The following is a 15,400-nucleotide window of genomic DNA, read 5'->3' as shown; positions in this document are numbered from 1 at the left end:
TACCTCCTCTGGTGTTACTCCTCCGAGAGCGTCGACGCGTGAATCCGTATTTCTCCCATGACATCCGGACTTCCCGCGTGACCGTTCTCCTCGCGCGTATCGATCGTGAGTCCGAGGCCGACGACCGTTTCCCCGACGCCGATCGATGGAATCCCAGATAGATCGTCGTGGACGACGACTGCGGCGTTTTCGCTCCGGTCGTCGATCGTCGCCGTAATCGTCTCGATCGGTCGACTTCCGTTGTTGGTAAACGCGATCAGGTTGCTCACGGCCGTGCGTGCGTTCTGGTTCAGCCGTTCGATCGTCATTCCGACGACGCCGTCGTCGTCGGCCTCGACCGTAACGAACTCCCGATCGGCGTCTGCCGAGCTCATCCCAAGGACGGCGTCCCCGTCGCCGCTGAACTCGACGGAGACGTCACGGTCCGCCTCGACGCTGTCGAACGCGCCGGAGCCGCCGATGAGTCCCGCTCCCGCCGCGAGTGCACCCAGCCCGAGAACCACCTGTCGCCGTTGGATCATTCCGTCGATTCAGCGGTAATGGTCATCTGGTAGGGGTCTTCGTCCTCCGATTCGGTGTACCCACCGTCGGTCGTGTCGATCGAAATATCGACGCTGACCGTCTCTCCGGGCTCGAGCTCGACCGTGTCACCTTCCAGATCGACGTCTTCGCCGACGACGCTCCCGTTGTCAGCTCGCTCCTCTACGACGACGAACGAGACGCCGTTCGCCTCGCCGGTGTCCACACTGACCTCGACGGTCTGCGAGCCGTTGTTCGTCATATCGAACACCGAGTAGAAATCCGTGACGGCGTTCTCGTTGAGCGCCCGGTCGGATCCGTCGTCGGCGTCCTCCAGGTCAAACGCGATGACGTCGTTCTCGCCTGCACCGGCGCTTTCGGTCGTCGCGATGATCGAGTCGGTGACCGCGAGGCCAAGCAGTCCGCCCGCGTCCCCTTCGACGCTGACGTCGAAGCTCCGGTTTGCCTCGACGCTGTCGAACGCGCCGGAGCCGCCGATGAGTCCCGCTCCGCCAGCCAGTACTCCAAGTCCAATAATCGTGTTTCGACGTGTAATTCCCATATATCACCATTCGTGTCTGTCCCCTTTGTATTGTGCTGCCAGAAGGGTTCAAGGCGAACCCGATAATTCGGGATCCGACCCCCAGAACCGGTTCAGGCTGAGCCAGACGATCGTTTATACCGTTCAATCGCCCCGGAGGACTACTGTTGTCGTTCAGGCTGTGCCAGATCCCTCTATCTATCGTTTTCGTCCACATTCGATCTCCGAGGAGTCGAGCCTCACCGTAACCCACCGAGTTACACCCACTCGTACGGTCTGTTGTGATTCGGTATCAGTGACCTCTCGAGCGGAGCAGCGGATCACCAGTAAAACAGTACGACGACCCGTATCAGTTGTTCGTTCGCGTCTCCTCGATCCGCTCTAGGTACTCCTCGTCACTCATCCGGTCAGTTGCGACCCGGACGGCCCAGTCCCGTTCGATCGTGAACGTTTCCTGGTGCAAACCTCGATCCTCGGTCCGAACGGTGAGATCGCGCTCTATCTGTTGTGCCTCCGTTGCGTAGGCACCCCCCGCGATCCTGATGTCCTCATCGAGGTTCCCGCTCGTCTGTATCGTCATCACGATTCGGTCGGAGCCGTCGACCTCGCTCTCGAGGACGTCGAGCCCTCGCGAGTCGAACCCCGCTTCCAGCGCCTGCGCCGATTCGCGTCCGTCGTCCGCTGGTGACCCCTCGTCGGAACTCGACGCGGCGTCGTCGTCCGTCTGAGCGGAATCCGGATCCGACGTGGAGCCCCCGTCGGCTCCTCCGCCGAGACATCCCCCCGCGATCACGGATCCGATACCGACTGCAACCGTGCGACCGAACACGCGTCGGTTCATCGGTTCTCCGAGCGCGAATCGACCCGTGGATCGATCCCGTCGGTTACGCTTTCGTCTTCTCCGTGTCTCATCGGCTGACCTCCGGCGGAACGTCCGCCGCGCTGAACGTCATCTGTCGGGATTCGATGCTGTGGATCGCCGCCGAGACGGCGAGGACCGACGCGAACAGTGCGGCGACCACGGATACGGAGACTGCGTCCGGAAGCCAGCCGACGTGGGCGATCCCGACCGAGAACGCACCGATGGCGGCGAGCCCCAGGTAGTACGTCGCCCACGGAATGTTCTTTTCCGGCACGATCTCGAGGTAGACGTCGAGATTTTCGGCCTTATCCGTGATGCGGATGTTTCCGTTCGCGACTTCCAGCAATCCCGCGTCCTCGAGTTTCGAGAGGTGGTGTTGCTGAATCGACGTGTAGACGCGCTTTCGTTCGGTCGACGTGATCTCGTCGATGGGCTTTCCGTACTCCCAGGCGGCGACCTGTTCGGCCACGTCCGATAGCTTCGTTCGCCCGTTCGCCTGATTGCAGGCGTACAGCACGTACCTGCGTCGATGATTCCCCAGTGCGGTAAAAAGCGCGTTTTTCTCCTCTCTAGATTCAGATCTGACGATTGTACTCATGCTGTCTCCCCCCGGAGTTCCGGTCGTCTGTTACGGAATATTAACCCTCGAGACTTAACACTTTCTCGATGTCTCTTCGGACAGGAACGAGGGGACGCAGTGTCCACTCGAGTGACTCCCACGATCGACTACCGGCGTCGAAGTTGTTCCCAGATCGTCAACTCGCGTCCCTTCGAGCGCGTTCGAATCCGGTTCGTGCCGATCGTCGCGACCGACACGGTAACGACGACGGCCGCGACCGTGACGTTGATCGCGGCGAGTGCGACGACCGGATGTATCGCGTGCAGGGTCGCGATCAACGACGGCGGTAACACCACCAGGTACCGATACTCGCGGACGAATCGGAAGTGAACTCCGGTTTCCTCGGGTGCATGCATCGTCACTGACACGTTCTCTGCCGAGACCCTCGGTACGTACGTGTAGCCCTCGGGCACGTCGACGCCGTCGCTGGCCGGTTCTAAAATCGTGACGACGGGCAGGTGACCGCTGTTTTGCATGAAGTACGTGACCTCGCTCGACTCTCCGACGCCGATCACCTGCTCGTCCGACGTCGGATCCGTCGAGCTAACGATTTCGTACTGGTAGGTTCCAGAGGGGAGCAACATCGAGAAGTTGACCGGGATGATCACCACCAGCGTCAAGATGACGATGATGAGTACCGCGTTCTGGAGCAGACTCCCCTCGGAGCGATCGCGTGCGCGCTTGTCGCCGGTTGCTCGGATCGTACTGACGATGTACAGGACGAGGCCCAGCACGAGGACGCCGGTCGAAAACGTGCCGATGTCGGGCGGATCGATCCCGAACGGCGAGAAAACCCGGTCCTGTACCGACTCGACCGTGGTCGTTATCGATGTAACCGAGGCACCCAGACCCGGAATCACGACCATGTTTCCGTTCATCTGAACGGCGACCGATCGGACCTGTCCCTCCGCCACCGGTGGCTCGTCGCCGTCCTGATCGATGAACGGATTGGCGTCTCCTTTCGTCAGATACCCTTCGTCCGTCACCTCCTCGACCCGGTGCGTGGTCAGCTCCCCGCCGCCGAGTTCCTGTGCGTCGAACAGAACCACGTCGCCTTCTTCGATCTCGCCCGCGAACAACGCCGGAATAGCGATGAAGCCGTCGTTCGGCTCGAGCGTCGGCTCCATGCTTCCCGTCTCGACGAACACGATAAACGGCTGTCCCAGCAGCTGTCCGAACAACAAGAGGACGATCATCAGGACGATCAGCAACGCGAGTGTGTACTGGCCGAGATCGCTCACTTTCATGGCTGGACAGGTGTCGCGGGTGGGACGGTTCGCCACGCTTTCCCGACGTGAACGCGTGGTTCAGAACGCAGTGGTCGCGTTTCAGAACGCATTGGCTTCGAACTCTTCGAGGGTCGTGTCGGCGTAGTTCACCAGCCAGTCCCGGGCCGGCGAGTTCGGATGGACGTAGAGGTAGATGTACTCGTCGTCCAACACGGTGCTGACGCCGAGCTGGGTGTCCTCGATGACCCGCTTGTTCGTATCGATCGCGACGTCCGTCAGACCCTCGAGATCGTCGACGAGGACCGTCTGTTCGTACTCGCGCTCCGATGGGAACTTCCCGGTCGTGATCCAGTCGTCGTACTGCGCCCGGTCGCGCTCGAGGCGTAACAGCTCCTGTTCGTTCTCCGAGAGATCGGTGTATCCGCCGATCCGCGCGAACGACAGCGCGACGAGCAAGACGAACGCTGCGGTAAACAGGAGGATCGAACCGTACACCTCGTGTGGCGACGGCTCTGCGATGAGTTGAACCGTCTCGAACGAGGGGTGATCTTCGGTGATCGTATCCGTCTCGATCACCCTGAACGTCGCGGGATCGACCACCATGATCATCTCGCTCTCGTACGTGTCAGCGTGTGACTCGCCCTCGACGGTTCCGTCCACATCTGTGACCGAGACGACGCGGACATCGACCAGCCCTTCCGTCGCACCGACTTGCCGTTCGACCGTCTCGATCGTCTCGAGTACGTCGGTTACGTTGACGCTGAACTCGACCGCGTGTTCGTCGCTCGGCCCGACCGAGTCGGCACTGGTCGATTCGAGGGGCTCCGCGACCTCCCAGTACGTTTCGACGACGCGCTGATCCTCGAGTTCGCCCGCACGGATCAGCAAGAGCGTCTCGGTCGTGACGGAGACGTCCCCGTCCTCGGCGCTATACCCGTAGGTGTACGTCCCGTTGAGCCCGCTCGAGAGGTTCGTGTAGTAGATCGGTCGGTTCGACACGACTTCACCCTCCTCGAACGGAACCGAATCCTGTTCGATACTGGCGCTGTGGTCGTAGGCGGTGGATTCGTCCCACTGTTCGACCAGCCGCTCTTCTTCCGCGACGTCTGGGACGACGTTGACCTGATACGCCCACCATCCGCCAACCAGCGTCGCGAGCAAGAGCACGACGACGCCGACGGCGAACCACGTCTGTACGAACGCTCGTATCCGCACTCCCCGATCGATCGCCGCCATCAGTCACTCGGCTCCCGGAGTGACCGACTCACGTGTGCCGACCACGACGGGTTCGTTCCCCCTTTTCCGTTCCCCCTCGACTCGTCGGAATCGGACTCTCCGAGCCGACCGTCGGGCCGTCGACGGATCCGATCACCGGTCGAGTATCGATACAGTTCCCCAACTCGCTCATTAGGAGAATGCAGTGACGCGGGAACCTTAACTCTGAGCGAAAAGACTTAATAACTGCTAGAAACCTATACAACTCATTGATTGAATTCGTGAGCGGGGAACGGGAGAGCACCGCTCGAGTTGATCGATACAGGTCCGCGACGTTCGAACAGTGACTGGGGGAACATGGCAGACTACGAAAATATCGACCTGACGATACTCTCTCTCGACGACGCTGCTTCCCTCGACCGTCACGCGTACGTCCTCGAGACCGTTCACGGGTTTGACGTTCTTACGGCGAGCGATCTCGAGACCGGAAAGGAACTGATAGAGACCTCTCGGATCGACTGTGTTCTGGGCGAGTGCACGCTGCTCGCACGGCGCGACTTCGAACTCGTCCGCTGGATTCGCGAGGAGCAGCCCGAGCTCCCGGTCGTTCTTTTCGCGAACCCCGATTCCGACCCACCCGTCGACGCGGCCGTCGAAGCCGGCGTAACTCGATGCGTGACCACTGCCGCGTTCGAAAACGCCTACTGGCCGCTGGCTCGCCACGTCGAGCAGCTCGTCTCCCAGTCCCGGACCGAGGACATCACCGATCCAGACGAAGGCATCGTAATCGAACCGATCGGGAGTGACGCGTCGTCTCGAGGAACGAACGAACTCGTGGTCCGGGATCGAGCCGAGACGAACGGGATACTTCGTTCGGTCGCGACGAAGCTGTCCCCGACCGTTTCCGGACGGCTAACTCGGCTGCTCGATCGGATCCTCGGCCCAGTCTATCACAGTCGGCTCCGAACGGGGTCGTCGTCCGCCGACGGATCGTCCACCCCCTCGGAACCCAGCGACGAACGGTCCGGAGGGTCCACGGAGACGAACGATGGCCCCCCGACGTCGGACGACGATACCGCTGAATCGGACGCGGCGTTCCAGCTCGCACGGTCTGCGATCGAAGCCGCAGAGTCCGGGGAAATCGACGTCGAGAAATCAGCGCCGACCGACGCTGGCGAACCCGAACCGATCGAGTCCGAGGGGACCGGATCGACTGCGGACACGGAGTCCGGCGGCGAACTCGAGGGTCGTCCCGACGACTCTCTGCCGCTTTCCTCCGCCGTCCCCACCCACACCGAGTCGACAGAAGGGGACACGGCTGACTCTACCCGGACAGCCGCGGACTCGATCGGTTCTACCGTTGCGCTCTCGAGTGCGGACCGCGGCGAAATCGAACAGCTACTCGCTCACGAACGCGACGAGACGGATCGAGATAACGACGACCCGGACCGTCTGGAACAGCTGTCGAAGGACGAGTTACTCGTCCTGCTCAGAGATCATCTCGAGGAGGATGCCGCCGACGAGTCCGAAGACCAAGCCACGGACGATCCCGAGAGCGATACCGACGAACTCGAGAGCGATATCGACGATCTTCGCGACGATATCGGTGGTTTCGAGGATGTGACTGCGGACGAGACAGCTTCGAGGGAACCGGATCCGGATCCGGATGCCGCGGATTCGGCTGACGCTGTCGGACAGTCGGCCGACTCGTCCGACCCTGCGACATCGCCGGACGAGCCGAACGCTGACTCTGCGGACGCGCTGTTCGGCACTCCGGATGCATACCACAGACCCGATAGCCTCGATCTCGAGCACGGGACGAGCGTCCTGGTCCAGTGTGGCTCTCACGACGACCGCAAGACCGCCTGTTGTACGGACCTCCTCGGACTGGACGACGTGACGGACAGCCACGTCTTGCTCATCAGATACACCCAGATAGACGGGAAACGACTCGAGCGGATCGCCTCGGACGCAGCTCGCGTCAAGATCATCTCGATCGGCTACAGTCAGCCGATCCCCGACCCGATTCAGGGGACCGTCGAAAACGTCAGGATCAACAATCCAAACGACGTCACCCGGCTGGGGATCGTCGTTACGGGGACGGTCGACGAGTGGGCTACTTCCGGCGTGGCTGACATCGTCGTCTGTTACGATCCGCTCGACGTCTTGTTGCAGTACAAAAGCGTCCAGGGAACGTTCCGATTTTTGCACCTCTTTCTCAGCAAGCTCCAGACCGTCGACGCGGTCTCACACTTCCACGTCGATCCCTCCGCCGGCGATCCACACGAGATCAACACGCTCAAGCCGCTGTTCGACCGCGTCATCACGATCGACTCGGTCGGGACCTCCCTCGAGAGCGAGTGATCGGTCCGAGACCGTGTCGGTGGTTCTCTCACTTCCCTCGCATCCACCGCCACCACCGAACGAAAAACGGCGCGTCCCTCGCGGTGCGCTCCTCTCGAACGACCATCGAGAGCTCGCTCACCTTGTCTTCGATCTGGGACCGTCGCGCGAGTTGCGTCTCGAGCTGGGTTATCCGCTCTTCTCGACTCTCGAGTCGCTCCCGGAGCGACGAGACGTCCTCTTCCAGTCCCTCGATGTACTCGCGCTTGTCGACGAGTTCGTCGTTCGCCTCGCTCAGCGCCGTCGAGAGTTCGTCGGTTCGCTCGCGTAGCTGAGCGATCTCCCCTCGAAGCTCCTGTTCCGTCGTCGAATACTGTGCGAGTTCGGCCTCGAGTTCCTCGATACGGTTCTCTCGTCGCTCGAGTTGCTTTCGAAGCTCCGATTCGGACTCGTTCGCCTCGCGCACCGCATGTCTGTTGGTCAGGATCTCGTGGACGTACGCCTCCGTCGATACGTTTCGATCGTTCGCCTCGGCTTCCAGTTGCTCCAGCAGCCCCGTGGTTTCTTCGGTCGGTGCGGTGTTCATGAGACGGTACGTGCAACTGTTGGGACGGAGCGTGTATAAAACATTACTGATCAGAACAGCTGGCTGTCACCTCGAGTCATTCACGACGCAGTTGCGCGACCGATCGGACGGCGACCATCGATTCCACCGAGACCCGGCGATAAGTCTCGAGCACAGACTGTCTCCACGCCGTCTCTGTTCTCATTTCTGATAGCCGTATTTGGTTTATGTCCGTTGGCCGCATACGATCCCGTATGGCAATGAAAGAGAACCGTCCACGGCTCGGGTCCGGAACGACGGTGTACACTGAAACCGGGAGGCCGATCGGTCGCATTCGCGGATTCGACGAGGACGGCTTCTACGTGACGCTTCGTGACGGCCTCGAGGGACTGAGCATCGAGCACGTCCGGTCCGGTCACGAGTTCGGTGAGGCACACCTGATGTGGCGCTGTCTCGAGTGCGGCGAGATGGGGACGCTCGAGAACGATTTTCCGTCGTCCTGTCCGTCCTGTAACACCGAACGTGAAAACCTCTACTACTGGACCGAGGACTGATCGCTCGAGGAAAACCGTTTTGGTCTCGCTGACCACAGGACGTGCGTATGGAGATCGTCGTCTTCGGTGCCGGGAGCCTCGGCAGCCTCGTTGGCGGGCGTCTCGCGCGCGACCACGAGGTGACGCTCGTCGCTCGAGCGGAACACACGGAGGCGATTCGCGATTCCGGATTGCACATCGAGGGCGAACTCGAAGCAACCGTCTTCCCGGCGGCGACGACCGACGGCCGGGGACTCGCGGCCGATCTGGCGATCGTCACCGTAAAATCCGGTGATACAGCCACCGCTGCGGACGCGCTCGCGACGGGATCGTTCGACGTCGTTCTCTCGCTCCAGAACGGGATGGGAAACGAAGCAGTGCTCGCAGACGTCCTCGAGGGCTCGATCCTCGCCGGAACGGCGAGTTACGGTGCGGTCCGCCGCGAACCCGGCACTGTCGAGTGCACCGGCCGCGGAGAAATCGTTCTCGGCGCTCGAGAGGGCGGCTCCTCGGTCCTGGCCGAACGCGTCGGACGAGCTTTTTCCGTGGTCGGTCTCGAGACGACCGTCGCGGACGACATGCCGCGTCGGCTGTGGGGAAAACTCGCTGTCAACGCCGGGATCAACCCGGTCACCGCGCTGGCTGACGTCGAGAACGGGGCCGTCCTCGATCCGCCGGCGAACGACACCGCGCGTGCGGCAACCCGCGAGACGGCGCGCGTCGCTCGAGCCTGCGGTGTTCATCTACCCAACCGGGTCGCGCTCGAATCGATGGCGCGCGTCGCGGACGACACCGCCGCAAACGCCTCGTCGATGCGCCAGGATGTCCGTACCGGTCGGCGGACCGAAATCGACGCGATCAACGGCTACGTCCTGGATCGTGCGAGCGAACGGGGACTCGAGGTACCGACGAACCGAACCCTCGCGACGCTCGTTCGGACGTGGGAACGGGCTCGAGGACTGCGATAGCGGCCGAGAACGACACCGCCGAACGCAAAACGGTGGCCTCTCTCCCGTCGTCGAATCCGAAGCAAACGTCCTCTCGAAAATCCGATCAGTGGCGGCCGACGGGATCTAGAACGGTGCTTCCGGTCCTTCGTCGACCTCGCCGTCGTCGACGGTTTCGCCGGGGAACGACGGGCTCGTGTCGCCCATGTCGCCACCGCCGTCCATTCCCGTGTGGGCGTTGACCTTCTCGATCTCGGGAATCTCTTTGACCATTCGACTCTTGATCGCCTGAATCGTCATCGGTGAGATGCCACAGCCGCTGCAGGCACCGCCGAGTGCGATCGTGACCTCGCCGGTTTCGCGATCGATCTCCTGAATCGCCGCGCTCCCGCCGTGCATCTGGATCTGCGGGAAGTTTCGACGGAGGAAGTTCGTAACGCGCTCTTCGAGGTCGTCCCCGTCGTTCTGGGTTTCGGTGCTCATGGGCAACCGTTGGGTGTCCGAGCCCCTAAACCTTCCGTCCCTCGTGTTCGGTCGGTCTCGACGGCTGTCTCAGACGAACCCGAAGACGCGACGGAGTTCAGCTTTGATCTCGTCGACGTAGATCTCGAGGACCTCTTCGAAGCGGTTCTTCTCGACGACGACGCCCGATATCCGGTCGTAGGGATCCTCCGGAAGATCGATTCGGAACTCCCCCTCGTCGTCGCCCGGTTCGGTTCCGTTACCCTCTCCAGTGCTCCGTTCGGCGTGCCCCTCGTAGAAGGGCTCACTCTCGTTGAGCACCTGCTGATCGATCGCGTGTATGAGTTTCGAGTCGTACCGGTCGTTCATCCGATTGAAGGCGTTTTTGTACGCTTGCTGGAGTTCGGGAAAGTAGTTGGCGTACTTGTCATCGAACTTCTCGGGGTCGAAATCGGCCATACCCGGGCAAACGGTGAGCGAGGACAAAAGTCGGGCGATCGGATCTGGTACGGTCTGCTGTCAGTCGGTACCGGTGCAACTGCAGACGGATCGGGGTCCCACCGATAACCCGACACAGCGATCCGTTCGGCTCGACGTTTCGGACGGACGCACCGGTCGGTCTGTCCGTCGATCGGTAGGGAGTGCTTACATACGGAGGGTGCGTACGCAAGGGGAACGAACATTTCGATCACCGGCGACGTATGCTTCATGTCCCCCGACCACCCCCCAATCCCTCGCGAAGCGCTCCCTCCGGGGTGGGGGCTCGCGGAACACCGTGACGACCGGTTCTCCTACCGATGTAGTCGTCTCCCGATCGAACTCGTTGCCGACGCGACGATCCCACGACCTCCGCCCGGACTCGGCCTCTGTCGGTGCTGGGAACTGCGATACAGCTACTCGCTCGGCGAACAGCCGATTTCCGAAGCAATCGGTCGGGTTTCCACTCGCCATGCGGCGACCGAAGGATTGCTCGAATGCATGAATCGCGTCCACGAGACTGTTGAGGACGCCGAGGACGTACTGTACGTCCGAACGGTTCTCGAACGCGTCTCGCTCTCGAGTCTCGTTCCAGAGCGGGTATCCGAGTCGGCCTGACGACGCGGTCCGATCCCACCATCGCCATTTTGTATACTCGCATATGGTATATGACGGTCGCTGTTCTTGACCGTCCGCCCACCACTGGTAATCGGGCGATCCCTCTCACATAGAATCAACAAACACTTATCGTGGAACCAATACCTTCCGAGTACAATGTCAGTGCTCTCCACCGAGGACGAAGGGAAGTTTCTCATGGACGTCCGAGGCGAACAGATCGGCATCGTCACCGAAATCGATCCGATCGAACAGGTCGCGTACGTCGACCCCGAGCCAACGCTTACGAACGCCTGGATCCAGAGTCTCGGTCGTGGCGGTGCCGGCGAAGATGACATAGAGATTCCGAGCGAAAACATCGAGACGATCACCGATTCGGAAGTTCGCGTCGACGCGGACCTCAGCAGCGAAGCCTAATACTGCGCGTCGATCGTGACGTCCCGTCGAGCTCGAGTCGAATCGAACGTGATCCGGTCGCTTGTCTCGAGTCGACGGACGGGTTTAGTTGCTATTTTCGTCTCGAGTGATCGCTCGACGATCTGCCACACCGTCTTCTCGAGCGCGGGAACCCGGTTTGACTGATTAATGCTAACTGAAGTGCATCTCCTGTGAGAGTCGTGGTTTCCGTGGTATCCGCTGGTACCGAACTGTTGTGACTCTCGTCTGTGGGTATATACTATATTTCGATATATACAACACCAGACCAGCTAATCGAGAAACAGGATTCTCTAAGCACTTCTAACACTGAACAAAAGTAAGAACACACCTCTTTTCGAGTGAAAGCAGGCTCTATCAGAAAACTAGAGTCGGCTATCTAGCGGATTCTGACAGGAAAACGCAGAAAACCGAAGTTCAGAACAGTGTCGCCACTCGCGATCGTCGAACCGGAAACGGGGCCAGCTTAGTCTACCGGCCGCATGAAGTTTGCCACGGCGGCGACGAACACCTCGAACTTGATGATCGGTTCGCCGGCGAATTCCATGCCGAGACGCTTCTTCGCAACTCGATCGATCAGCATCCAGACGTTGAACAGCAGGACGGCGAACAAGAAGTAGAACAGCCGTGGTTTCTCGCTCGAGCTGCGCGTCTCAGCTAAGAACTTCTTCACCTCTTTGAAACCGTTCTCGATTACCCAGCGGTCACGGTAGCCGTTGATAAATCGCATCAACTCGACTGGGTCTTCGCCCTGGTGGTTCGTCGCGAAGACCACTCGGTCGGTTACTTTGTCCGCAACGGTGTCGACGGACCATTTCTTCACTGCCACGAGCGTCGTGTGTGCGTTCCCGGTCCCGCTGTGTTGATCGCCGAAACCGTAGTTGCGTTTGATGCTCAGTGCCGTCTTTCCGTCCTCGAATCGATGCTCGATCTTGTACCGTTCCTCGAGCACCTCACGCCTGCCGCGACTCCTTTCGGGAACCTTTGTGACGTACTCGACGTCAAACCGATCGCCGGTTCGGAATCCGTGACCGTAGTGAAACAGATTGTGTACCTCGGAACACCGGCCATAGGCGGCGTCCATGTACACGGTATCGACTACGACGAGGTCCTGAGCGCGCTCGACGAACTGCCGGACGTGGCCAGCGAGTTCGTCACCGGTCCGGTTGTTGATCGGCTTGACGCCGTAGATCATCGGACACGTGTGCTCCGCGAAGGCAGCAGCAGCGAACTGGAAGCCGTATGCGATCTCCTCGTCCTGGTCTTTCGTGCCGTTGACCCACCGAACACAATCTTTCACGCGACGGGCGGCCGCCCGCTTCTCCAGGTTATCGAAATTCGCGTGCTTGATGTCCGCCGGGTCTTCGCCGACGATCGGTTCGAGTTCCCATTCCTCGATCGCCGCCTTCGCCTCGGAGCGTTCCCGCTTGCTCCACTCGTCACTATCCGGGTCGGCCAGCGTCTGGAAGCTGAACGACTTCCCGATACCGGTGTACTTGACGGTCGTCACGTCGATCGCGAGGTCAACCGGCCGGTCGTAGAGACCGATATCCTTCGCCCCGCCGACCATGCTCTCGACGGCGGCGTCGAACATCTCGAGCATCTCCTCAAGAGCAATTCCCTCCATATGGTCGAAGAACGTCCGGCCGTGCGGGAGTTCCTCTTCTTCCGGGCAGAGGTAGATATCGAAGACGTCACCGCCGCCGTAGACACTCGAGTTCGTCAGCCCGCAGTGAGCGATGACTTCAAGAAAGAGGTTCTTCCGGATCTGCTTGCTCACACCACGCTGGAAGCTAATATTCGGACAGACGTGACGCATCAACTCGTTCACGAGCCGCCGGATTTGCTCTTTCGTGAGTCCGTCCGGGTCGAGTTTTTCCTCGGACTCGCCTGGATTGGTGTCGTCGGTCTCACTCCACAGCTCGTGCATCTCGACGAGGTGGGTGTGCCGGCGGCAGTAGGCTTCGACTCGGTCGGCGACGTCGGTGATAAATCGCTCTGCCTGTGCGAGAAACCGTTTGTTCGCACAGCGAGTGATTGTCGTCTGGTGTGGTGTCTTTGGCGTCTGGAAGACGTTCAACGCTGGGTATTCGTTTTCCGGCCCGAAGTCGGGCTTGAACCCCAGCGTGAACGCGATCGTGGGATTTCGCTCGAGGAAGTCCGCGAGGTCCTGGTGGTAACGGATCCCTCTGAGTTCACCGTAGATGAACGACCGAAGCATCACCTCGAATTCGTAAATTTCGGGATGATCGCCCCAGTACGGGTCCTCGAGCGATTCGAACGGAATCATCGCGTCGGTGATGGCCTTGGCGAGGTCAACTTTGTCGTTGAGGCCCTCGATGATCTCTCCTGCTGTGATTTGGGCCGCCATTGTGATGTCGTCCTCAAACGCATCTGGGCCGGTCAGTTCAACGCCAAATTCCTTTCGGAGTGAAGCAACTTTCACCAGGTCGAGATAGTATTCCGACGCAGTAGGATCGTCTGCCGATTTTGTGTCTTTTACCTCAGATAGTTCAGAAAGATTTGAAGAAAGAGAGGAGTCATCCCCGAGTGAGGGTGCGATCGTCGGGAATCTGTTTGTCATTGCCGTATATTTTTGCAGAAGCGAATAAAAGGGGTCCGGTACCGGAGTGAAAGTAAACCTGAATAACTCAATGGTCACTCATCATCCAGCACCCCAGGTTTCAGGCGACCACATCGGGTTAGAGTAGGTGTCTGCTTGGAGAAGGTGCTGCAGTGAACAGACCGCTACGTTTCGTTTCAACTTCTCCTGAGAAGACACGCCGGATACAGAGAATTGATACAGCATATTACCTCTTTCACCCATCTAAGCTCATTCTGAGCAGGCCATCGACTTGCATGAGCACTTCTCGCCACCATCTGTTCGCTTCTCAAACTCTCATATAGGCGGTGCCCATAATTAACAGTTCAGGAGAAAGATTTATATTCATGGATATATACTATTGTTATTGTATGAAGCGTAGAAATCTCATGCGAAGCATGGGTGTAATTGGACTCGGAACCGTCACTCCCAGCACGGTTGCTGGAGCTGATGAGGATAACGAAGGACTTAATATGATAAATGCCTCCGAAGTAGACTCTCATCATTATGACTCCCTCCGGAGAAAGCTGAAAGATGATGAAGAGGTGTCGATGCTTATTGAAAAAGCGGAGAACATGGGCTGGTCACCCAACTGGAATGAAGCGACGGCTAAGACCAAAGAAGTTGAAACGGAATCAAAGCAGGGTAGTTTTGACACTTTAGTGCTGCCATTTGATCACTCCGGTAATAAAGAAGAGGACGAATACTTCCGTCTGATCTGGAACGGAAACGATACTTTTGGAATAGATGATGCTGAACCGAAACACTTTGATCATGTTTCAAAAGGTGCTAATATTGTCCACATTTCGGATAACAGTCAGATGCTTGCTGAATCTGGGAGTAAAATAATCGAAGCAGCAAGTTACGATATCCGTGGAAACGAAGTAATATCTGAAACCACAACGATCGAAGAAGACGATGATGATGATGTTGGAACAGTAGCAGTTTTGCCTGCCTCAAACGACTACTGTACGATTCAAGTTAGAGCCGTAGATTTTGACGATGGAATAACATGCCTGTCCGCTGACTGTATAGTATCGGCTCTTGGGATAGACATGGCAGCGATTTTAGGTTGTCTGACCGGGTTTTCCAACCCGTTGAGTGCCCTTCTCTGTGCTTACGGCGCTGGTATTGCTCTCTGGGAAGCTGGGAGCTGCATCTCATGTCCCTCTAACAGTGTGGAAGTGAATATAAGCGAATCTTGGCTGGAAGAAAATGTCCATGAGCCTGACCCTCCGTTGTATCCACACCCATGTGCGATGTTCAATCCAAATGCTGGTCAGGAGTTGCCACTGCCAAAATGTGATTTAGAAGACATTCCTACAGAGGAGGATTATAATTATCCCGATTGCTGACCTCATTGAGGAATTCAAACGCACGAGTTGCAGGACTCGCCACCTGTCTTCTTTCTCTGGACGCTTTTAAGGGGGGGGGGG

Annotated in this window: 16 protein-coding genes; 6 read left to right on the top strand and 10 right to left on the bottom strand. The window is 59.1% G+C overall.

Features of this window, described 5'->3' with window-relative positions; translation table 11 throughout:
- Positions 1-14: 14 nt before the first annotated feature.
- The 6 genes from EA462_RS12310 to EA462_RS12285 form a co-directional block, all read right to left on the bottom strand.
- Positions 15-521 carry a hypothetical protein gene (locus EA462_RS12310; protein WP_124178865.1) on the bottom strand — a complete coding sequence of 169 codons (507 nt, stop codon included), beginning with the start codon at positions 519-521 and terminating at the stop codon, positions 15-17.
- Entirely contained in the window at positions 518-1,081 is a 564-nt protein-coding gene (locus EA462_RS12305) for a hypothetical protein (protein ID WP_124178864.1), read from the bottom strand. Before EA462_RS12305 ends, EA462_RS12310 begins: the two co-directional genes overlap by 4 nt.
- Before the next feature lie 328 nt (positions 1,082-1,409).
- Positions 1,410-1,901 carry a hypothetical protein gene (locus EA462_RS12300; RefSeq protein ID WP_124178863.1) on the bottom strand — a complete coding sequence of 164 codons (492 nt, stop codon included), beginning with the start codon at positions 1,899-1,901 and terminating at the stop codon, positions 1,410-1,412.
- A 67-nt stretch (positions 1,902-1,968) separates the two neighbouring features.
- Positions 1,969-2,520, bottom strand: a complete 552-nt coding sequence (locus EA462_RS12295; protein ID WP_124178862.1) for a DUF7344 domain-containing protein — start codon at positions 2,518-2,520, stop codon at positions 1,969-1,971.
- Between the two features lie 128 nt (positions 2,521-2,648).
- Entirely contained in the window at positions 2,649-3,788 is a 1,140-nt protein-coding gene (locus tag EA462_RS12290) for a S26 family signal peptidase (RefSeq protein WP_124178861.1), read from the bottom strand.
- Positions 3,789-3,869: 81 nt separating this feature from the next.
- Positions 3,870-5,006, bottom strand: coding sequence for a DUF5305 domain-containing protein (locus EA462_RS12285; RefSeq protein ID WP_124178860.1), 1,137 nt, complete (start codon positions 5,004-5,006; stop codon positions 3,870-3,872).
- Between the two features lie 336 nt (positions 5,007-5,342).
- Between EA462_RS12285 and EA462_RS12280 the strand changes: the two genes are divergently transcribed.
- A complete protein-coding gene (locus EA462_RS12280; RefSeq protein ID WP_124178859.1) occupies positions 5,343-7,349 on the top strand; it encodes a DUF7504 family protein in 2,007 nt (668 codons plus the stop codon).
- A gap of 28 nt (positions 7,350-7,377) precedes the next feature.
- Here the strand turns inward: EA462_RS12280 and EA462_RS12275 are convergent, their stop codons facing one another.
- On the bottom strand, positions 7,378-7,914 hold the full coding sequence (locus EA462_RS12275; RefSeq protein WP_124178858.1) for a hypothetical protein: 537 nt from the start codon (positions 7,912-7,914) through the stop codon (positions 7,378-7,380).
- A gap of 239 nt (positions 7,915-8,153) precedes the next feature.
- Here EA462_RS12275 and EA462_RS12270 point away from each other — a divergent pair, with 239 nt between their 5' ends.
- Together EA462_RS12270 and EA462_RS12265 are read left to right on the top strand one after the other, a co-directional pair.
- The gene (locus EA462_RS12270) at positions 8,154-8,447 is read left to right on the top strand and encodes a DUF7130 family rubredoxin-like protein (RefSeq protein ID WP_394341823.1); all 294 of its coding nucleotides are present in this window, start codon (positions 8,154-8,156) and stop codon (positions 8,445-8,447) included.
- Positions 8,448-8,494: 47 nt separating this feature from the next.
- Complete coding sequence (locus EA462_RS12265) at positions 8,495-9,394, top strand: ketopantoate reductase family protein (protein WP_124178856.1); 900 nt, start codon at positions 8,495-8,497, stop codon at positions 9,392-9,394.
- 105 nt (positions 9,395-9,499) lie between these two features.
- Here the strand turns inward: EA462_RS12265 and EA462_RS12260 are convergent, their stop codons facing one another.
- Both EA462_RS12260 and EA462_RS12255 read right to left on the bottom strand, forming a co-directional pair.
- Positions 9,500-9,856, bottom strand: a complete 357-nt coding sequence (locus tag EA462_RS12260; protein WP_124178855.1) for a NifU family protein — start codon at positions 9,854-9,856, stop codon at positions 9,500-9,502.
- Positions 9,857-9,925: 69 nt separating this feature from the next.
- Positions 9,926-10,294 (bottom strand): DUF5783 family protein, encoded by a 369-nt coding sequence (locus EA462_RS12255; protein ID WP_124178854.1) that lies wholly within the window; start codon positions 10,292-10,294, stop codon positions 9,926-9,928.
- A gap of 249 nt (positions 10,295-10,543) precedes the next feature.
- Between EA462_RS12255 and EA462_RS12250 the strand changes: the two genes are divergently transcribed.
- Positions 10,544-10,930, top strand: coding sequence for a hypothetical protein (locus tag EA462_RS12250; RefSeq protein WP_124178853.1), 387 nt, complete (start codon positions 10,544-10,546; stop codon positions 10,928-10,930).
- Positions 10,931-11,086: 156 nt separating this feature from the next.
- On the top strand, positions 11,087-11,344 hold the full coding sequence (locus EA462_RS12245) for a hypothetical protein (RefSeq protein WP_124178852.1): 258 nt from the start codon (positions 11,087-11,089) through the stop codon (positions 11,342-11,344).
- 484 nt (positions 11,345-11,828) lie between these two features.
- On the opposite strand, the gene EA462_RS12240 is transcribed toward EA462_RS12245, so the two are convergent.
- On the bottom strand, positions 11,829-13,733 hold the full coding sequence (locus EA462_RS12240) for a transposase (RefSeq protein ID WP_243641409.1): 1,905 nt from the start codon (positions 13,731-13,733) through the stop codon (positions 11,829-11,831).
- Between the two features lie 602 nt (positions 13,734-14,335).
- On the opposite strand from EA462_RS12240, the gene EA462_RS12235 reads away from it, so the two are divergent.
- Positions 14,336-15,319, top strand: coding sequence for a hypothetical protein (locus tag EA462_RS12235; protein WP_124178851.1), 984 nt, complete (start codon positions 14,336-14,338; stop codon positions 15,317-15,319).
- Positions 15,320-15,400: the final 81 nt, after the last annotated feature.

It is taken from the genome of Natrarchaeobius halalkaliphilus, from assembly GCF_003841485.1.
GTDB classification, from domain to species: Archaea; Halobacteriota; Halobacteria; order Halobacteriales; family Natrialbaceae; genus Natrarchaeobius; species Natrarchaeobius halalkaliphilus.
This window is presented reverse-complemented; position numbering and strand designations above follow the sequence as displayed.